A 19,411-nucleotide genomic window follows, 5' to 3' on the forward strand; every position below is an offset into this window, starting at 1 on the left:
GGTTATAGAGGTTATAAGGGTTATAGAGGTTATAAGGGTTGTAGAGGTTATACCCCCTACTACCTCTAATACGTCTATTACCTCTAATACCTCTAATACCTCTAATACTTATAAAATACACCAAAAGGATAAAAATGAAAAAAATATTGGCTTTATTAGGACTTAGTTTAGCACTGTTTGCTGGTAATCACGGACAAACAAATGACCCAGATTTAAAACTAGCATTAGAGGGAAAATATAAAAAAGCTCTTAAAGGCTTTAAAAAAAGATGTGAAAAAAATGACGGATATGCTTGTGGTATGGTTGGATATTTTTATGATAAAGGCTTTGGTGTAAACAAAAACCACAAACTTGCTATCAGTTTTTATAAAAAAGGATGTGCTTTAAATGACTCTGACAGCTGCACTCTCCTTGGATATGAAGAATATAAAAACGGTAATACAAAAAAAGCAAAAGAATTCCTAAAAAAAGCTTGTAATCTTGGAAATAAAAATGCTTGTGATTATCTAGGGAAGATTTAATATCTTCTCTGCTGTTTCGATAAATAATAACATCAATTTAATAGCAAAAAAAACAAAAACAATAGATGCTACTTTATTAATAAAATTTAGTAATTTCTCTTCTAATTTAATTTTTGAACTAGTTATAGCTGCTAATAAAAATGCTAAGCTTATTCCAAGATATAAGCTCACACAACTTAACATAACATTCTTACTAATAAATGGAGTAACTACTACAGCAAAAAAAATCATAGCCTTTGGATTAGAAAGATTAAGAAGCAATGCTTCTTTAAATATTAAAAAATCATTTTCAACTCCACATTTTTTAGCCTCTAAAGTGACTTTTTCATTAAAAATACTAAATGATATCTTCAAAAGATAAATACTTCCAAAAAGTGCTACGAAAAATAAAAAATATGGATTTTTGCCAATTATTCCAAGCCCTATTGCAACAAGAAAAAGATAAATAATATTCCCAAATAAAATACCACTCACTGCAAATAAAGAAGTTCTTAATCCTTTACACAAGCCTTGCCTTATAACATAAAAAATATCAGGCCCTGGAGTTAGTGCTGCTATAAAACCTATAACCCCAAGCGTAAAATACTCAATCATAAATAACTCTCCAAAATTTGTCTCAGTTCTTTATCTTTTTTTTCTCTTGCTAATTTTACATACTTTCCATCAAAAATATCAGGCTTACCTCCAAAACTCAAAAGCATATCTAAAATATCAAACTTTCTTTTTTCAATTGCCCATTGAATTAGTTCATAATTATTAACATTTGGATCAGCTCCTTTTTCTAAAAGCATTTTAGCAATTTCTAAATGACCATTTTTTATCGCTTTTCTCAAAGGATACTCATCAGTTGTATGATAGTCTGCTCCTAATTTTATTAAATACTCAACAATATCTTTATGTCCATTTGCCGCTGCATATTTTAAAGGAGCTTCAGAGTTTGTATGAATATCTAGTCCCAGCTCATACAAATATTTTAATATTTCTAAATGACCATTTTTTGCTGCAAGCACAATAGCCAAATCAAATCTGGCCCTAACATTTGCACCTTTTTTAACTAAAAATTTTAATACATCTAACTTTCCATTAGCAGCCGCATAAATAAAAGCTGCTGATTTATTTGCATTTACATCAGCTCCTACTTTCAACAAAAATTTAGCAATATCTAAATACCCTACCCCACAAGCATATTGAAAATAAAAGTCCTCAAAAATCCTTAAGTTTATTCCTTTTGAATAAAAATATTTTAAAAGCTCTAAGTTCTTCATCTCAATTACCCAAAAAGCAACTTCAAAAGATAATATAGGCGGTGTTTTAAAGTTTAATTCATAAAAATTTTTTGCTTTTTTATCTTCATTTTTTTTTAATAACTCAATAAGTTCTAGCTCTTTTTCTTCCACAAAAAACCTTTTTGATATAATTTTAACAAAAAGTATATATATGGATCTAAAAGAAATAGAAAAACTAAAAGACACTCTTTTTGAAAATATAGATGAAGAACAGTTCTTAAAAAAGATAACAAAAGAACTACTGAATTCTAAAATAAAAGAAGAAACAATTTCACCATTAATTTTAACACATCAAGAATTTATTGATGTATCTCTTAAAAGAATAATAAAAAAAATAAAACAAAATTTAGTAACATTAGCAGAAAAAAGAAATCGTCCAGTTTTTGATAAAATTTTTGATATTAAATTAGATTATTTAGCCGCATATCTATTTAAAAAAGATATTGCAGGCAAAAAAATCATCCATAAAACAATAGCTAAATATATTCTTAATATTATCAAAAAAAATCATATCTTATTAAATAATTTTGCTTCTACACTTAATAGAACTACTATTCAGACCAAATATGGAAAATTCAAATACCCAGAGTTATATCCATATGATAGGCATAAATTCGCATCTCCTATACCACTTCTAAAACAAGAAATTACTAAAATAGACAATATAAAAAAGATTCTTGACAAATTAAATAAAGACTATGAAAAATTTTCTAAAAGTTTAGAAAAAAAGAAAATACTTTTAACCGATATAAAACTAGCTTTAAAAAGAATAAAGACCAGTATTTTACCTATACTGAAAAAAACAAAAAAAGAAAATGAATATAAAGAAAGAGAATTTATATTTACAATGCAAAAAAAAAGATTTGAAGTTTTATATTTTGAAACCGAAAAAGAAATAAAAAACTTAGAAGTTCAGGTAAAATCTCTAAAGAAAAATATAGAAGGTTTTAAAGAAAAAAATAAAGATATTTTAAATTTAGAAGAAAAAATAATAGACACATTAGCTATAAATTTATCTAAAACTAAAAAAAAGGTAAACTAATGAAACCTTTTATCGTTATGGATATCTTAAAAAAAGCAAGAGAGTTAGAGGATGTTATTCATCTAGAAATTGGTGAGCCTGATTTGCTTCCAAGTGATAAAGTCAAAAAAGCTATAAACTCAGCCATAAATTTTAACAAATTCTTTTATACTGAAGCTAAAGGACTAAAAAACTTAAGAGAGAAAATAGCAAATCATTATAAAGTTTTTTATAATGTAGAAGTAAATCCTGAAAACATTATCATAACAACCGGTACATCAACCGCATTTTTAATAGCTTTTCATTTTGCCAAAATTATTGCTTCGCCATCACCGGGTTATCCGTGTTATGAAAATTTTGCTAAGCTTCTTAATAAAAAGTTTATAAAAATTCCTTTTGACTCTGAGTATAAGATAAATTTAAACAATATTCCAAAGTGTGATACATTAATGATATCTTCTCCTAATAATCCTACAGGAACTATTTATTATACTGATGATATGAAAAAGATTTGCGAATACTCTCAAGAAAACAATATTTTATTAATTTCAGACGAACTATACCACGGACTTGTATATACTGATGACTATACTACTGCACTTAAATATAATAAAAATGCAATTGTTATTAATGGATTTAGCAAGTTTTTTTGTATGCCAGGACTAAGAGTTGGCTGGATGATAGTGCCTGATAATTTAATTAGAACAGCTGAAATAGTTGCTCAAAATATCCTTATCTCAGCCCCTACTCTTTCTCAATACGCTGCCTTAGAAGCTTTCGATTATGAATATTTAGACTCTATAAAAAAAGAATTTCAAAAAAGAAGAGATTTTATTTATAATGAATTAAAAGATATTTTTAAAATTAAAAAACCAGACGGTGCCTTTTATTTATGGTGTGATATAAGTAAATATTCTAACAATTCTCTTGAATTTAGTAATGAACTGCTTCAAAAAGCCAAAGTAGCAGTAACCCCTGGAGTGGATTTTGGTGATTTTACAAATTTTATAAGAATCGCATATACAAAAAATATAAACGAACTAGAAATCGCAGTAACAAAAATAAAAAAATTTATTAAAAATATATGAATTTTTATTGCCTTTTTGTATGTTTTTGCTTATAATTCCATTGCGCTATGTGTTAAGTAGGGACACGCAAGCCGAACGGACATAGCGTAATAGATATTACAAGGAGTAAAAATGAAAAAAATCGTAGCACTTATGGCAATTTTCGCAGCATTTGCATTCGCAGCTGATGGTGACACAATGATTAAAGCATACAGTGTTGTAGCTGCTGTTGTAGGTCTTGGTCTTGCAGCACTTGGTGGTGCAATCGGTATGGGACACGCTTCTGCAGCAACTATCGCTGGTACTGCAAGAAACCCTGGAATGGGTGGTAAACTTATGGGTACAATGTTCATCGCATTAGCGATGATCGAAGCACAAGTTATCTATGCATTAGTTCTTGCACTTATCGCTCTATACGCTAACCCATTCTTAGGATAATTTTTTATCCTTTTTTCTTTTTTATTTTTCTTCATTTTATCTCTGACTCTTTTTTAAAATTAATTTATCAAAAATTTCGTTAATTGGTATATTTGTTATTGGTGTATTCGTTATTGGTATATTGGTAAATTTGTTATTAGTGATGAATGTTGAGTATTGAGCAAATATTATTCTCCATTCTATACTTTATCATTACCAACTAAAGTCGGCGTTACTAAGTCCTATATCTCAAATCCTAAATCCTATAATACTTGGAACTTGGCTACTTGGCTACTACAAAAAGTCCCCTTGAATCGGGTCATTGTTTGTAACCCGAATGTATCAATAGCGATGCATTCGATGAGTCTCAATCCCCTTGAATCGGGTCATTGTTTGTAACTCAGTTTGAAAGAGTTTAAAAAAATCTACCCTGATTGGTCTCAATCCCCTTGAATCGGGTCATTGTTTGTAACGACTCTATTATTCATATTTTAAAAATGCAGACGGAGGTCTCAATCCCCTTGAATCGGGTCATTGTTTGTAACTCTGGTGGGCCGTTGAGTTCAAAGACGGGGAGAAAGTCTCAATCCCCTTGAATCGGGTCATTGTTTGTAACCAAGATGGTTTAATAAGGATAAATGAAATATTAGGAGTCTCAATCCCCTTGAATCGGGTCATTGTTTGTAACTTGTAGCTCCTATTGGGACAAGTCAAGGTTAGCCGAAAGGTTGTCTCAATCCCCTTGAATCGGGTCATTGTTTGTAACACTTCCTTATGAGTATGAAGATAAAGTATATATTAAGTCTCAATCCCCTTGAATCGGGTCATTGTTTGTAACGCTAACTTTGCCTAAATTTTGGACTTTTTTATTTTTTACAAACCTTAAAGTTAGCTTAAAGTATTAATTTTAAGAAAACTTTAAGGTTAAAAGTCCGAAATTTAGGGACATTTAATTTTGAGAAAACCTTAAAAAAAACTTAAACAAAAAATTTTCAATCAACTTTTATCATTATACCAAAATTATAAATATTTATTAGCAATTTTTTTTATTTCTTCATATATTTTATCAAAATCAGCACTATACACTCTTGTATTAAAAACAGTAGTCATCATATTAGTATCTCTTTTAAATCTTGGGACTAAGTGGAGATGTAAATGCTCAGGAATTCCAGCCCCAGCATCAAATCCTATGTTCCAGCCCATATTAATACCACTTGCACCAAACTCTTTTAATATTTTAACTCCTTTTTTTGCAAGTTTTGCTATGTGAGAGACTTCTTCATCACTTAAATCTTCATACTCTCCTACATGTCTATTTGGAATTATCATAAAATGTCCTGGATTATAAGGAAATCTATTCATTACAAAAAAGCAAATATCATCTCTATAAAAAACTTCATTTTCATCATCAAACTCTCTTGAGGAAGCTATATCACAAAAAACACAATCATTTCTTTTATTAGTGTGATACTCTCTTCTCCATGGAGCATATAACCTATCCATTAATCTCACCAATTTTATTTTTTATAGACTCAATTTTCTGTTTCATTCTATTATTTTTATTTTTTCTAATATCCATTTTTATGGTTGTATATACCCTATTACAATCACTCTCTAATAATTTATAAGCCCTATTAATAACTCTCGTAGCTTCTTCAATTTTATCAACCTCAAAAATAGTCCCCATTGGAGTTAATTGATAGTTTATATCACTATCTTTGAACATCTTAATAATTCTACTTACATATTCACTAACACTTTCACCTTTATCTGTTGGAAACATAGCAAATTCTACTAATACACTCATAAACTCTCCTTTTTATAGATATTTTGTGCATTTTTATAAATTTTTAGGGACCCCTTTAGGAGCACTTTTGCGTAATTTTTGCGAAACAATTATATAATAAAAAAAGATGACACAAAAAAATTAATTTCAAGATACTTTTTTTGGATTTGCTTCATAATTTAAAACATCTTCAAACGAATCCTTAGTCCCTTCAATTCTTGAAGAAAAAACTGCTTCTTTTATAGTAAGAGGTGCTAAAAGTAATTCTTTATTTGGAATAATTTGCAAATATCCATCATATTTTGCTAAAGCTCTATTAGCTTTTGAGATATTATCAATCAAATCTACCAAATCAATATTATCCACAGGTAACTTTTAGGAAATATAAGGTTTCATTTTTTTCCTTCATTCATCAATTTCTAAATAATGTCCTTTAGATATTTTAGCATTTTTTAGTTTTTCTAATACCAATACTCCTTAAATCCATCAAAATCTTTTGCAACTACATATTCTACATCACTTAAAACTTCAAAATGTTTTTTAGCACATTTAATTTTATAATTTTCTCTATTCCTTCTCTCCTCTTCTAAAAGACTACCTTTACTTTCAAGCACAAAATATAGCTTCTCTTCTTTATCTACTTCAACTACAATTGCAAAATCTGGATTATAACTTCCAACAGGAGTATTTATTTTAAAATTTGAAGGTAATTTAACAAAAATTTAATATTTTCATTCTTTTCAAACTCTTCTACAAACTCTTTTTCAATTTCACTATCACAAATTACATAATCTGTTATGCTTTTTTGAGATTCTTTTAAATTTTTCATATAAGCAATAATCTCTTCTTTATCAAAAATTTCTTGAATAGCATACTCTAAATTTCTTATTTTTTCATATTTCACACCATCAACAACTAATTTATTTAGCTCTCCTTTAATAATTCTTAAGACTTCTTCAATAAATTTTTGAGGATTATTTTTAAAATGGGCTAATTTTTTAGTAGAAGTTAAAATTTTTATAATATCTTTTCTTTTTAGATTTGTCTCTTTTTGTAAAATATCTATAATATTTGGAAGTTCAAAATCAATCTCTGCTATCTCTTCTATGTTGTTTTTCTCATCTACTGTATCAATTTCACTTCTTTTTACATCAATTTTAGCTTTTTTATATTCATATTTAATATAACTAACTTTCAATTCTTCATCAATTCTTTTAACACACCTTTTTATAAGTAAATCTATATCAAAATCTATTTTATATATTGTTTTATGTTTAATTTTTTCCCATAAATTAATGAATTCTTCACTTAAAATAACCTCTTTTTTTAACTTAACTGCTTTTCTCTCATCTATATTTTTAATCTCAATTTTTCTGCCTATTGATTTTTTTATTGTTTTTATAATTTCTTCTTTTTTGTCTTCAAACTCTTTTGGCAAATCTAAATTATCAATCTCTCTTTTTAATTTTTCTGTAACATCCCCACTTTTATCTATATAGCTATTTTCTTGCAAAAATTTAAACAACTCTTCACTCTTTTCTTCTAAAATAGGATAAAAGATATGCTTTTCAATAATTCCAAATTTAATTCCTAAATCCTCTTCATACTCTCTTTGTAACTTTTTAGCAAACTCTTCATAACTCTCATTTGCAATAACTGTAAGTCTATTTACATCAAATCCATAAACTCTCTCACCATTATTATTTACACAAAGTCTAAGTCCTCTTCCTATCTCTTGTCTCTTTTTCATAACAGATTTTGTCTCATTAAGAGTGCATATTTGAAATACATTAGGATTATCCCACCCCTCTTTTAAAGCAGAGTGAGAAAAGATAAATCTCAAAAGCTCATCTAAACTCAAAAGTTTTTCTTTATTTTTCATAATCTTCTCATAAGTTGATTCATCCGCTTTTGAATCTCCTTTTGTATCTTTCAATTTACCTTTGCTATTTACCGAAAAATATCCATCGTGAATCTCTTTTATATCTAAACTATTATAAACTTTATCTTTTAGCTCTTTATATTTTGGTTTATTTATAAGCTCTTTAAATGCTTTTTCAAAAAATAGTGCAAATTTTCCCTTTTTAGCATTACCATCTTTATCATACTCTCTATAATTTGCAACTTTATCTATAAAAAATAGACTTAAAACTTTAATACCTTTTTTTAAAAGCAATCTCTCTTTTTCTAAATGCTCTTCAATTGTTTTTTTAATCTGTAAATATTGTAGTTTTTCTTTATCAACCTCTCCTATTACCTCACTAAGTCTTAAAATTTTGCCATTTATAAACTCTATATATTCATTTCCCTCTCCTGCATAAATCTCTTTTACAATATATCCCTCATAAATATCTCTATTTGTTATTTCAAATAAATCACTATTTCCTTTAATTGTTTTTGTTTTTCTTTTAACTACCCCTTTTTCTAAAACATCAATTTCAATTTTTGCTCTTATACCTTTTTTATTGTCAACAGAAATAAACTTAATATAAGGAGTGTTTGAATTATCGCTTAATTTAATAGAAGCCACTTCAATCTGTTTTACTAATTTCTTTTCATAAGCATCAACTGCATCAAGCTTATACATTAAATTATATTTCTCTTTATGAGTTGCTGAGTATCTCAAAATAAAAAGTGGATTTAAACTTTTAATAGCTTTTTTAGCCTTTTGAGTAGAATCTACACTTTGAGGTTCATCAATTATTACAATAGGATTAGTGGAAGCTATTAAATCTATTGGTTTTTCTCCAAGAGTTGCTTCTTGTGGATTATTGATTTTATTGATATCTTTATTAAAAGCATCAATATTTATTATCATGATTTGGGTATCATTGCTTCTTGCAAATTCATTAATTTGGTATAGTTTATTTGAATCATAAATAAAATAGTTATAAGGTATGTTATCATAAAGCATTTTAAAATGCTCTTTTGTAATATCTAAATTTTTCTTAACTCCCTCTTTTATAGCAATACTTGGCACTACTATTATAAACTTTTTAAAACCATACTTTTTATTAAGCTCAAAAATAGTTCTTAAAAACACATACGTTTTACCCGTGCCTGTTTCCATCTCTACTGAAAAATTCAAATCATTTTTTTTAATAGATTTTGTAATTTCAAGTGCATTTCTTTTTTGAATTTCTTGAATATTTTTTAAAAGTTCATCTTTACTCAAAGTAAGTCTATTGGCTATTCCTATATCAATTTGAGTATTGCCTAAAATATTTCCTGCTTTTATTTCAAAAAAAGAATCAACTTTTTCTTGACCTTTAAAAATATCTACAATAGAATATATTGCATTAAGTTGATAATCTAAATTATCATAAAATTTTATTTTCACTTTTAGCCTTTATATTTCTAATAAAAGTTTTATTTTATACAAAACATCAACAACTATAAACTCATTAGCTTTTTCAATAAATTGAAAATTCCTTGCTTTAAAATCAAGAGATTTTACTTGGTCTGCTAAAATAGCTCCTTTTATTTTTCCATCAATTATAACTTCAAAAGGATAACCTTTAATTTTTGAAGTAATAGGGCATATAATAGCTAATCCTGTTTTTCTATTATAAAGGAGAGATAACTATTGCTGGTCTATGACCTTTTTGTTCGTGTCCTTTTTGAGGATTAAATTCAACCCAAACAATATCACCTTTTGAAGGTGATATAAATCATAACAACTCTTTTCCTTTATTTTCAAAATCAATACTACTATGCAAGTTATTTTCATTTATGTTATCTAACATATCATCTAATGTTATTTTTGGAGTTAAAATTAATTTATTATCAATAATTGTTAAATTTAATTCATCATTCTCTTTTAAAGAGAGTTTATTTATAATATTTTTACTAAGTCTTATTCCATAACTATTTCCCCATCTACTAACTTTTACATTCATTTTATCTCCTTATAGGATATACAAAATTATACCAAACTCTGAGAATAATCATTATTTTACAAAGTTATAATCTTATCAAACAGATTCATCTGCCTAAAAAACTCAATTATATTTACTTTCTCTTTACTATTTAAAAAGCTATCATCTCTTAAAACTAAACTGCTATATTCACTATCATACTCTTTTGTTAATTCAACTATTTTTTTAGCTATCTCAATATCAACTTCATCTAAATAAATTATTAAAGTGCCTTCTACAATATAAACTTTTTTATTGTTAATCTCTTTTTCTTCAATAGGAGTAGTTAAATCAATTCCATATTTTAAAAGTATTTCACAAATTAAATCCTCTTCACTTCTATCTTCTTTTATAATCTCTTCACTTTCAAGCAATAATTTTTCTAAATTATCTGCATTTTTATCCCACTCTTTAAAGTTTGAAGAATCAAGCTTAAAGACTTTAAAGCCTATATCTAAGTTCTCAATTCCCTCTTTATCTTTAAAATCTTCTTTTATCTTCTCTCCAGATCTTCTAATTCTCTCTTTTCCAATCTCACAAATATTTTTATATCCAGCTTTATATGCTTCACTCTTTTCATCTGTTGGCTCTGGAAGTTGCACCATTATAAATCTTCTATTGCCTCCATCTTCTGCGTTTAACTCCATTACTGCGTGTGCTGTGGTAGCTGAGCCAGAGAAAAAGTCGAGGATTATGTCGTTTTCATCTTCTTTTATCATTTTTATTAATTTTTTTATTAAATTTACAGGTTTTGGATAATCAAAATATCCATTACCCTCAAATAAAGACTTTATCTCCCTTGTTGCTATTCTGTTTCCAAATTCTTCTGACATTAATGTATCACTTGTGAATGGTTTTCCTACTTCTTTTTTTACCAATTTATAACTATTTCCATCTTTTTCAACTTTGAAATTTCTATAATTTTTAGTATAAAGACGATTATTTTTTTCTACAATTAAATTGTTTTTAATGCCCCACTCCACTAAATCTTTACTCCATCTCCAACGCCATACAGTAGAAGGTTTATTTTCTATATGTTGACCGGGCCTAAAAATTTTTCCATTAAATTTTATTTCATAATCAAGAGATTTAATATAACCCAAAGTCCCAGAATCCAAAGGATGTATTAAAGCATATTTACCCATACCATCGTTATCATCATATACAAAGTGCTATTCTGAAATATTTTCATCCATACTAAAAATAGTTCCTAAATTTTTAACATAACACAAAACATAATCATGTCTATTCTGTATTAATTCAGTAGTTTTTGGAACTGTTCCAACCATTCTTGGAAATTCAGCCACAAAATTCTCCTCCCCAAAAATCTCATCCATTATTTTGCGTAAATTATGCACTTCATTATCATCAATTGAAATAAAAATCACTCCATCATCATCTCTAAGTAAATTTCTTGCAAGTTTTAATCTTGGATACATCATATTTAACCAATTACTATGTTTTCTTCCGCTTGTCTCACGATTTGTAGTTAATGCATTTCCCTCTTCATCTATTTGTCCTGTCATTGCAAGGTAGTTTTTTAGATTATCTTTATAATTATCTTTATAAATAAAATCTTTCCCCGTATTGTATGGCGGGTCAATATAAATCATTTTTATTTTTTTATAATAAGCTTTTTGTAAAAGCTTTAAAACTTCTAAATTATCCCCCTCAATATATAGATTTTTAGTAGTATCCCAATTTTTGCTTGAAGTTTTATCTGGCCTTAGTGTTGCATTTGTTGGAGTAAGTGCTAATTGATTAGCTTTACTTTTTCCAAACCAAGTAAAATTATACTTCTCTTCACTCTCATCAACAAACTCCCCTAAATTCTCTTTTAATTTATCAAAATCAATTCTTCCTTCACTAAACACATCTGGAAAAATCTCTTTTAATTTTTCGATATTCTCTTTTACTAAATCTAAACTATTTTATCAAGTTTTTTCATTTAAAATCCTTTGTTAATTAACATTATACCACCAATTGCAAATGCAAATGCTCCAAGCAATGCATATCCATTTATTAACATATTTTATCATTTCTGTGTCCTATTTATTGTAGCCAGATAACTCTCCTTATTTTAAATTTTCTAATACTTTTTCTTCTATTATTTTTCTATTGTTTATAGCATATTTATCATTAAAAAAGAAATAATGCCCTCCATTTAACATAATAAATTTACTCTTAAAGAACTCTCCTTGTTTTTTTAAAGCTTCTGGCACAACAGCTGTATCTTCCTCTCCTCCAAAAATCAGCACTTTCCCCGTGTAATTTGCAAAAATCTCACTAAAATCTTCATCTACTACTCGTTTGAATGTTTCATACATATTTTCACTCATACCACGTGCATCTTTACTTACAAAAAACTTCCTAAATTTACTTAGACCCAGTTTTTTAAATATTTTAAATGTTTTTATTTTAATTCTTACACCAAGCGGCTTTGGCATAACTATACCAGCACTTGCAAGAAGGACTAAGAAGCTTGGTTTTAAAAGCGTAGCAACTTTCCCACCAAAACTATGCCCTATTATAATGTCTTTATTAATATTTATACTTTTTAAAAACTCATCTATTATTTTTGCATAATCAAAGCTATTTAAAACATAAGGATTTGGGCTTTTCCCAAATCCAGGCATATCAATATATATATGTCTAAATTCTTTAAAATTATCACTAAAACATTTCATAATTTCTTTATTACTCCCCCATCCATGCAAAAAGATTATATCTTTTTTACCGGATGGATTAATAATATCATAGCTTATATCAAACTTCTTATTTTCAACTTCAATACTTCTAAGTGCCATTAAGAACCCAGTTTTTGTGAGATTTCAACTATTTTTTCAAGATGTTTAATTGCCTTGCCGCTTTCAATTACCTCAGCTGCTATCTTTATCCCCTCTTCAATTGAATTTGCTTTACCATCCACAAAAAGAGCTGCTGCTGCATTTAAAAGCACTGCATCTCTCTTAGGCCCTTTTATCTCTCCTGATAAAATTCCTCTTGTAATTTTTGCATTTTCTATTGCTCTGCCACCTATTAAATCTTCTTTTTTTCCAACCATTCCAAAACTATCCGGTCTAATCTCCATATCCCTAATTCTCACACCATCATAATAAATAGCTTTTGTAGGTGCTGAAATACTAATCTCATCCATTCCATCTAAACTACTTACTACCATTGCTCTGTTAATATCCATTAGAGTCAATGCATTTGCAATTGGTTCTATAAAATCTGGTGAAAATACACCAAGAAGATACTTCTTTGCCCCTGCCGGATTTGTAAGAGGACCTAAAATATTAAAAATAGTTCTGTGAGGAATGGATTTGCGAATTGGCATTATATGTTTCATTGCAGGATGGTGATTTATTGCAAAAATAAATGTAAACCCTACTTCCTCTAACATCTTTACTTGATTCTTTGGCGATAAATTTAGATTAATTCCAAGAGCTTCAAGCATATCAGCACTTCCTGATTTGCTTGTAATGCTTCTATTTCCGTGTTTTGCCACAAAACTACCTGCAGCTGAGAGTAAAAGTGCAGTAGTTGAAGAAATATTAAAGCTATTACTTTTATCTCCTCCAGTACCCACTATATCTATCAGTTTTTCTCTTAATTCTTCACTTACCGGAAGTTTAATAGAGTGCTCTCTCATAACCTCAGCTGCTGCTGCAATTTCTGCTGAAGTTTCACCTTTTTCATATAGACTCACCAAAAAATCTCTTGCTTCTGCTTCACTCATTTCGTTTTTAAAAAGTTTTTCGAATTTTTCTTTTGCTTGAGTATAGTTCATTTTTTCTCCTTTAACTAACAAATTTTCCGCTTCTTTTTCTATCAGCTTCCATTATTTCTATCTCTCTTGCACCACTAACTACTATTCCCTCATCAGGTCTATAGTCTAAGTCTTTATTTTTATCTGGATAATCAACTACACTTAAAATAACCTTCATAGCATTAAGACGCGCTAAATGTTTATTATCACTTCTAATAACAGTCCAAGGGGCATAATGTGTATGAGTAGCTTTTAGCATTTTATATTTCATTTCTGTAAAATCATCCCATTTATCTTGAGCTTGAAGGTCAATTTCACTAAGTTTCCATTGTCTGAGTGGGTCTTTTCTTCTTTTTTCAAATCTTTTAGCTTGAACTTCCTTTGAGATTGAGAGATAAATTTTAACTAATATTGTCCCTTCCATTACTAAAGATTTCTCAAACATTGGACACTCTTGCATAAAAACTTCATACTGTTCAGGCGTACAAAAACCAAAAACAGGCTCAACCATAGCCCTATTATACCAGCTTCTATCAAAAAACACTATCTCACCGCCTCTTGGGAATTGCTCTACGTATCTTTGAAAATACCATTGTGTTTTTTGAACATCACTTGGTTTTCCAAGAGCCACTACTCTATAATGTTTTTCATTCATATATCTTACAATTCTTCTAATAGTCCCTCCCTTACCAGCCGCATCTCGACCTTCAAAAAGCACTATCATTCTTTTTTGTGTATCTTCAAGATATTTTTGCATTTTTATAAGCTCTGCTTGGTAAGGTTTTAATTCTTGTTCTTGTAAGTATTTTTTAATAGCTTTTTTATTTATTCGTTTTAATTCTATATATTCGTTTATCAAATCATTTAGTTTCATTTTTTTATTTCCAACTAACACATATTCAGGATTATACAGTTCATTTATATTGATTTTTTCCATTTGAAACTCCCAAGAGTTTTTGATATTATACTAAAAAAGGTAATTTATGGTTATATCCGTTTGTAATATAAAAGGTGGTGTTGGAAAAACTACAACCGCCGTAAACTTAGCAACAGCTGCAGCACTAAAAGGTATAAAGACTCTACTTGTAGATATGGATATTCAAAAAGCAACTCCTATATTTTTTGAAACAAAAGAAATAACAAAAAATACATATCAAACAGAATATGAAAAGCTAACAATACTAACCTCAAATAAATTACCTAAAACAAACGAATATGACTTTGTTGTAATTGATACTCCAGCAGGTCTTAATAAGAAAAATAAAAAAGTAATAAACTTAAGTGATTTGGTGATAGTCCCAGTAATCCCAAATATCCTCGCATTAAAAACATATAACGAACTAATAGAAAAAGGATATAAAAACTTAAAACTTTTACTAAATGGTGTAGAAAAAAAAGAAACTCATAAAAAAATAGTAAAAATGATATTAAACTTGCCGTCTTTTCAATATTTCAAAACTTACATCCCAAAAAGCGAATCTATAGAAAATATGCTTTTTATCAAAAAAACATATTTAAACTCGACCAAAAAACAGCAAAAGCATATATTAAACTATTAAATGAAATAATTTAAAATTTCCTATCAATTATCTTATTTGCTATTAACTCAAGCTCTGGCATATTAAATGGCTTTATTACTTCTTTAGCTTCTTCTACCAAACTTTTTGCTTCATTGTAGCATTTTTTAACTATTTCATATTTTTGCATCTTATCCCTAATCCAATTAATCTCATCAGTATCTAATTTTTTCTTATAAAGTGATTTTAATTTTTCTACCTCTTCATTATTCATAGCTTCAAATAAATAAATAAAAGGAAGTGTAGTTTTCCCCTCAAAAAAGTCGTGCATTGCTGGTTTTCCAAGAGTTTTTTGATCCTCAGTTACATCAAGTAAATCGTCAATTATTTGAAAAGCAATTCCTATATTTTTTCCATACTTCATAAAAACTTCTTTATCCAAATTAGCCAAAACTGCACTTGCACCGCAAGACGCTTCAATAAGTGAAGCCGTTTTTTTATAAATCATTTGCATATACTTATTTTTGTCAAAATTAATTGAACGCGAAAGCTTAATATCTTCAAGCTCACCTTGAGAAAGTAAATATACAGCATTTGAAATAATTTTTGCTATCTCCTCACCAAAATCAATTAATTCATAAAATGCTCTAGAATAGACAATATCTCCAAGCATTACAGCAGTATGATCTCCATATTTTGCATTAATTGAAACAGCACCTCGTCTTGTATCTGATCCGTCAATTACATCATCATGTAAAAGACTTGCTAAATGTATAGCTTCTACCACTGCAGCAAGTTTAGTAGCTTTTGGGTTTATTATAGTTATAAGTTTACCTCTTATACCTTTTCCCTTTTTTATATCTCTATATTCTTCAAATTCCCAAAACATCTCATCTAAAATCTTAAAATAGTTCATTTCATTCCTTTAAATCTACCTTTACATCTTTTCCATTAAATAAATATATTTTAAATGTTGCAATTTTATCATTAAAATCTACAAATTCAATCAAAAAATAAGGATAAAAGTTTTTTGGCATTATTTTTACTCTAAAAGTATTTAGTGGAGGGTCTTTATATAATTCTACTTGTCTTGGAAAATTATTATATTTATACAAAACTACCAAAATATCATTTTTGAATAAAGTCCAACGCATTTCAAATGGAAAAGTTGAGCCATCATAATATACAGTAAATTTAGAGAGCTGATCTTTTTTAAGACTTAGAGTATAAGGAAAATTAATAAAAAAAGCAAAAAGAAATAAAGGGAAAAAAAGAATAAAAAGTTTATTCATTTTTTGTAAGAATATTTGCCATAGTATGGATGTAAAAATCCATTTCCGCATTTTCTAAATCATTTGAACGGTTAAAAATCACTTCATTGATTTTTTTCTCTACCTCATCACCATAACAATCTTCTACTAATACCTCAAGAGCTGCTAAGCGCTTAAATACATTCTCAAGCTCTTCTATTACTAAGTTTTTATTAGCATGATACATAATCTCAAAAAACTTGTCTTTTGGGCTTTTATTTTCATCAAATGGATCAAACATTTCATCTCCTTTTTGTTTAGAATTTATCATAAATAATTTATTTTTGCAAGAAAATTTTAGTTGAATTATTTGGAAATTGGTATATTGGTGTATTAGTATATTTGTGTATTTGTATATTAGTTATTGGTAAAATATTATGTTTACTACAAACCAATCAACCAATATACCAATCAACCAATATACCAATCAACCAATATACCAATCAACCAATATACCAATCAACCAATATACCAATCAACCAATATACCAATCAACCAATATACCAATCAACCAATATACCAATCAACCAATATACCAATCAACCAATATACCAATCAACCAATATACCAATCAACCAATATACCAATCAACCAATATACCAATCAACCAATATACCAATCAACCAATATACCAATCAACCAATATACCAATCAACCAATTTTCAATTAATATTATGGTATAATGCACATAAAAAGGCAGTAGATGGTGAAAATTGGTGTCGTTACAATAAGTGATAGAGCTAGTGCTGGAATTTATGAAGATAAAAGTGGAAAAGAGATTGAAAGCTTTTTAAAAGAAAATATAACTAATGATTACGAAATAGTTTACAAACTTATTCCTGATGATTTTGATACTATTGTAAAAACTCTTAAAAATTTAGTAGATGAGAAATGTTCATTAATTCTTACAACTGGCGGCACAGGTCCAGCTAAAAGAGATGTAACTCCTGAAGCTACAAAAGAAGTTTTAGAAAAAGAGCTTCCTGGATTTGGAGAGCTTATGAGAATGCACTCTCTAAAATATGTTCCAACTTCAATCTTAGCAAGAGGTACAGCAGGAGTTGTAAAAAACAGTTTCATTTTAAATCTACCTGGAAGTCCAAAGGCAATTAGAGAAAACCTTGAAGCAGTATGGCCAGCTATTCCATATGCTATTGATTTAATAGAGGGAGATTATATTGAGTCACCAACAGCTTTTAGACCAAAGAAAAAGTAAATTTTATAATTAAAGCAATGCTTCAATTTTATTTTCAAGCTCTCTAATTTTTCTTTTTAATTGTTCATTTTCCACACGAAGTTGAGAGTTCCTATTTTTAATCGCTTTTAAGTCATTTTTAAGTTTATTTACTTCTTCGTTTAAAAGTTCTAGGTTTCCAAGAGAACGTTGAAGTTGTATTTGATATTTTTTTATTAAAATTTCAGCATCAGCCAATGCAGTTTTTAGTTGTTTTCGTCTTTCTTCCGCTTTTTCATATTGATGTTTATAATAATACATCTTAAATAATAGTATTAATATAACTAAAATAGTAAGGGTGAGAAAAATCCAACTAAATATCAATTTTCTCAACCCTTCTTTGGTGTCTTCCACCTTCAAATTCACTATTTAGCCAACCTTCAAGGATTGATTCAATTTCACCTAACCCTACAATCCTTGCACCAAAACATAAAATATTTGCATCGTTATGACGTCTTGCCATTGAAGCAGTGTAATGGTCATGGCAAAGAGCAGCTCTTATACCTTTGTGTTTATTTGCTGCAAGACTCATACCAATACCACTACCACAAATTAAAATACCTTTACTTCCAGGATTCGCTAACACAGCTTCTGCAACTTTATGCGCAAAATCTGGATAATCTACACTTTCACTAGAATAAGTTCCTAAGTCTTCTACTTCAATTCCTTTTTTTTGCAAGTAATCAATTACAAATGCTTTTACTTCAAATCCAGCGTGATCAGTTCCTATAAAGTATTTCATTTACTCCCTTTTTTTATTACAATTATACAAAAAAAGGAAATTTTATGAAACTGGGTGTAAATATTGACCACATTGCAACTCTTAGAAATGCAAGAAGAATAAACGAACCCGACCCACTTATGGCTTTGCATTTTTTAAAAGAAGCAGGCGCTGATCAAGTAACTATTCATTTAAGAGAAGATAGACGTCATATAACAGATTTTGATGCAAAAAGAATAATAGAAAACAGTTTCTTACCTGTAAATATTGAATGTTCTATTAATCCTGAAATCATAGATATCATTTGTAAACTAAAACCTCATAGAGCAACTCTAGTACCAGAGAAAAGAGAAGAAGTTACAACTGAAGGTGGTCTTGATGTAATTAGACTTGAAAAAGAAATAAAAAACGTTATCGAAAAACTCAAAGAAAATGAAATTGAGGTATCTTTATTTATTGACCCAGATTTTGAACAAATTAAAAAATCAGCAGAAATTGGTGTAGAGCTAATAGAACTTCACACTGGAAAATATGCAAACTTACATTTAGCTCTTAATACAAACATAAACCAAACCCCATTTAAAGTATTTGAAAAATTTGATAGAAAAACGTTAAAAAAAGAACTTGAGCTTGAATTAAAATTAATTAAAGATGCTGCAAAACTTGGAGTAGATTTGGGTCTTGAAGTTGCTGCAGGACATGGACTGAACTTCCAAAATGTCAAAGAAATTGCTAATATCAAAGAAATAATTGAACTTAATATTGGTCATAGCATAATTGCAAACTCAGTATTTTTAGGATTAAAGAATGCAATAATAAAAATGAAAGAGTTGATAGGATGA

At 28.3% G+C, this 19,411-nt stretch carries 23 protein-coding genes, 2 pseudogenes and 1 CRISPR repeat array; of the genes and pseudogenes, 7 read left to right on the forward strand and 18 right to left on the reverse strand.

Annotated elements, in window-relative coordinates:
* The first annotated feature begins 134 nt into the window (after positions 1-134).
* The gene (locus ACYQ1U_RS02455) at positions 135-521 is read left to right on the forward strand and encodes a tetratricopeptide repeat protein (RefSeq protein ID WP_459883890.1); all 387 of its coding nucleotides are present in this window, start codon (positions 135-137) and stop codon (positions 519-521) included.
* Here the strand turns inward: ACYQ1U_RS02455 and ACYQ1U_RS02460 are convergent.
* Together ACYQ1U_RS02460 and ACYQ1U_RS02465 are read right to left on the reverse strand one after the other, a co-directional pair.
* Positions 507-1,115: a LysE family translocator gene (locus ACYQ1U_RS02460; RefSeq protein WP_459883892.1), complete on the reverse strand. Its 609-nt coding sequence runs from the start codon at positions 1,113-1,115 to the stop codon at positions 507-509. The two genes, ACYQ1U_RS02455 and ACYQ1U_RS02460, sit on opposite strands and share 15 nt — an antisense overlap.
* The gene (locus ACYQ1U_RS02465) at positions 1,112-1,918 is read right to left on the reverse strand and encodes an ankyrin repeat domain-containing protein (RefSeq protein WP_459883894.1); all 807 of its coding nucleotides are present in this window, start codon (positions 1,916-1,918) and stop codon (positions 1,112-1,114) included. The genes ACYQ1U_RS02460 and ACYQ1U_RS02465 overlap by 4 nt, the downstream gene beginning before the upstream one ends.
* A gap of 40 nt (positions 1,919-1,958) precedes the next feature.
* Here ACYQ1U_RS02465 and ACYQ1U_RS02470 point away from each other — a divergent pair, with 40 nt between their 5' ends.
* From ACYQ1U_RS02470 to ACYQ1U_RS02480, 3 genes are all read left to right on the forward strand, one after another.
* On the forward strand, positions 1,959-2,849 hold the full coding sequence (locus ACYQ1U_RS02470) for a hypothetical protein (protein WP_459883897.1): 891 nt from the start codon (positions 1,959-1,961) through the stop codon (positions 2,847-2,849).
* Positions 2,849-3,916 carry a pyridoxal phosphate-dependent aminotransferase gene (locus ACYQ1U_RS02475; protein ID WP_459883900.1) on the forward strand — a complete coding sequence of 356 codons (1,068 nt, stop codon included), beginning with the start codon at positions 2,849-2,851 and terminating at the stop codon, positions 3,914-3,916. Before ACYQ1U_RS02470 ends, ACYQ1U_RS02475 begins: the two co-directional genes overlap by 1 nt.
* Before the next feature lie 111 nt (positions 3,917-4,027).
* On the forward strand, positions 4,028-4,333 hold the full coding sequence (locus ACYQ1U_RS02480) for a F0F1 ATP synthase subunit C (RefSeq protein ID WP_123351882.1): 306 nt from the start codon (positions 4,028-4,030) through the stop codon (positions 4,331-4,333).
* A gap of 276 nt (positions 4,334-4,609) precedes the next feature.
* Positions 4,610-5,150: direct repeats of the CRISPR family, unit length 36 nt; unit sequence GTCTCAATCCCCTTGAATCGGGTCATTGTTTGTAAC.
* 182 nt (positions 5,151-5,332) lie between these two features.
* Here the strand turns inward: ACYQ1U_RS02480 and ACYQ1U_RS02485 are convergent.
* The 11 genes and pseudogenes from ACYQ1U_RS02485 to ppk2 all read right to left on the reverse strand — a co-directional run bounded on the left by ACYQ1U_RS02485 (position 5,333) and on the right by ppk2 (position 14,724).
* Positions 5,333-5,815: an HIT family protein gene (locus ACYQ1U_RS02485; protein ID WP_459883904.1), complete on the reverse strand. Its 483-nt coding sequence runs from the start codon at positions 5,813-5,815 to the stop codon at positions 5,333-5,335.
* Positions 5,808-6,119 (reverse strand): MTH1187 family thiamine-binding protein, encoded by a 312-nt coding sequence (locus ACYQ1U_RS02490; RefSeq protein WP_459883907.1) that lies wholly within the window; start codon positions 6,117-6,119, stop codon positions 5,808-5,810. Before ACYQ1U_RS02490 ends, ACYQ1U_RS02485 begins: the two co-directional genes overlap by 8 nt.
* A 126-nt stretch (positions 6,120-6,245) precedes the next feature.
* A complete protein-coding gene (locus ACYQ1U_RS02495) occupies positions 6,246-6,464 on the reverse strand; it encodes a Fic/DOC family N-terminal domain-containing protein (protein WP_459883910.1) in 219 nt (72 codons plus the stop codon).
* Positions 6,465-6,559: 95 nt separating this feature from the next.
* A pseudogene (locus tag ACYQ1U_RS02500) lies at positions 6,560-9,438 on the reverse strand (restriction endonuclease).
* A gap of 9 nt (positions 9,439-9,447) precedes the next feature.
* Positions 9,448-9,766 (reverse strand): annotated as a pseudogene (locus ACYQ1U_RS02505) (type II toxin-antitoxin system PemK/MazF family toxin).
* A 3-nt stretch (positions 9,767-9,769) separates the two neighbouring features.
* Entirely contained in the window at positions 9,770-9,997 is a 228-nt protein-coding gene (locus ACYQ1U_RS02510; protein ID WP_459883913.1) for an AbrB/MazE/SpoVT family DNA-binding domain-containing protein, read from the reverse strand.
* Positions 9,998-10,053: 56 nt separating this feature from the next.
* A complete protein-coding gene (locus ACYQ1U_RS02515) occupies positions 10,054-11,160 on the reverse strand; it encodes a DNA methyltransferase (protein WP_459883916.1) in 1,107 nt (368 codons plus the stop codon).
* 27 nt (positions 11,161-11,187) lie between these two features.
* Positions 11,188-11,889, reverse strand: coding sequence for a site-specific DNA-methyltransferase (locus tag ACYQ1U_RS02520; protein WP_459883919.1), 702 nt, complete (start codon positions 11,887-11,889; stop codon positions 11,188-11,190).
* Between the two features lie 201 nt (positions 11,890-12,090).
* The gene (locus ACYQ1U_RS02525) at positions 12,091-12,822 is read right to left on the reverse strand and encodes an EstV family lipase (protein WP_459883922.1); all 732 of its coding nucleotides are present in this window, start codon (positions 12,820-12,822) and stop codon (positions 12,091-12,093) included.
* Entirely contained in the window at positions 12,822-13,808 is a 987-nt protein-coding gene (gene trpD / locus ACYQ1U_RS02530) for an anthranilate phosphoribosyltransferase (protein ID WP_459883925.1), read from the reverse strand. Before trpD ends, ACYQ1U_RS02525 begins: the two co-directional genes overlap by 1 nt.
* A 10-nt stretch (positions 13,809-13,818) precedes the next feature.
* The gene (gene ppk2 / locus ACYQ1U_RS02535) at positions 13,819-14,724 is read right to left on the reverse strand and encodes a polyphosphate kinase 2 (RefSeq protein WP_459883928.1); all 906 of its coding nucleotides are present in this window, start codon (positions 14,722-14,724) and stop codon (positions 13,819-13,821) included.
* 46 nt (positions 14,725-14,770) lie between these two features.
* On the opposite strand from ppk2, the gene ACYQ1U_RS02540 reads away from it, so the two are divergent.
* On the forward strand, positions 14,771-15,346 hold the full coding sequence (locus ACYQ1U_RS02540) for a ParA family protein (RefSeq protein ID WP_459883931.1): 576 nt from the start codon (positions 14,771-14,773) through the stop codon (positions 15,344-15,346).
* A gap of 10 nt (positions 15,347-15,356) precedes the next feature.
* Here ACYQ1U_RS02540 and ACYQ1U_RS02545 read toward each other — a convergent pair whose 3' ends face one another.
* The 3 genes from ACYQ1U_RS02545 to ACYQ1U_RS02555 are packed head-to-tail and all read right to left on the reverse strand — an operon-like array spanning position 15,357 to position 16,855.
* Complete coding sequence (locus tag ACYQ1U_RS02545) at positions 15,357-16,220, reverse strand: polyprenyl synthetase family protein (protein WP_459883934.1); 864 nt, start codon at positions 16,218-16,220, stop codon at positions 15,357-15,359.
* 1 nt (position 16,221) lies between these two features.
* Positions 16,222-16,596 carry a hypothetical protein gene (locus ACYQ1U_RS02550; RefSeq protein ID WP_459883937.1) on the reverse strand — a complete coding sequence of 125 codons (375 nt, stop codon included), beginning with the start codon at positions 16,594-16,596 and terminating at the stop codon, positions 16,222-16,224.
* Positions 16,589-16,855: a DUF2018 family protein gene (locus ACYQ1U_RS02555; RefSeq protein ID WP_459883940.1), complete on the reverse strand. Its 267-nt coding sequence runs from the start codon at positions 16,853-16,855 to the stop codon at positions 16,589-16,591. The genes ACYQ1U_RS02550 and ACYQ1U_RS02555 overlap by 8 nt, the downstream gene beginning before the upstream one ends.
* A 462-nt stretch (positions 16,856-17,317) precedes the next feature.
* On the opposite strand from ACYQ1U_RS02555, the gene mog reads away from it, so the two are divergent.
* A complete protein-coding gene (mog, locus tag ACYQ1U_RS02560; RefSeq protein ID WP_459883943.1) occupies positions 17,318-17,830 on the forward strand; it encodes a molybdopterin adenylyltransferase in 513 nt (170 codons plus the stop codon).
* A 9-nt stretch (positions 17,831-17,839) separates the two neighbouring features.
* Here mog and ACYQ1U_RS02565 read toward each other — a convergent pair whose 3' ends face one another.
* On the reverse strand, positions 17,840-18,172 hold the full coding sequence (locus ACYQ1U_RS02565; RefSeq protein ID WP_459883946.1) for a coiled-coil domain-containing protein: 333 nt from the start codon (positions 18,170-18,172) through the stop codon (positions 17,840-17,842).
* On the reverse strand, positions 18,162-18,590 hold the full coding sequence (gene rpiB / locus ACYQ1U_RS02570) for a ribose 5-phosphate isomerase B (protein ID WP_459883949.1): 429 nt from the start codon (positions 18,588-18,590) through the stop codon (positions 18,162-18,164). Before rpiB ends, ACYQ1U_RS02565 begins: the two co-directional genes overlap by 11 nt.
* 44 nt (positions 18,591-18,634) lie before the next feature.
* Here rpiB and ACYQ1U_RS02575 point away from each other — a divergent pair, with 44 nt between their 5' ends.
* Entirely contained in the window at positions 18,635-19,411 is a 777-nt protein-coding gene (locus ACYQ1U_RS02575) for a pyridoxine 5'-phosphate synthase (RefSeq protein WP_459883952.1), read from the forward strand.

The sequence above is a fragment of the Caminibacter profundus genome (genome assembly GCF_054657155.1).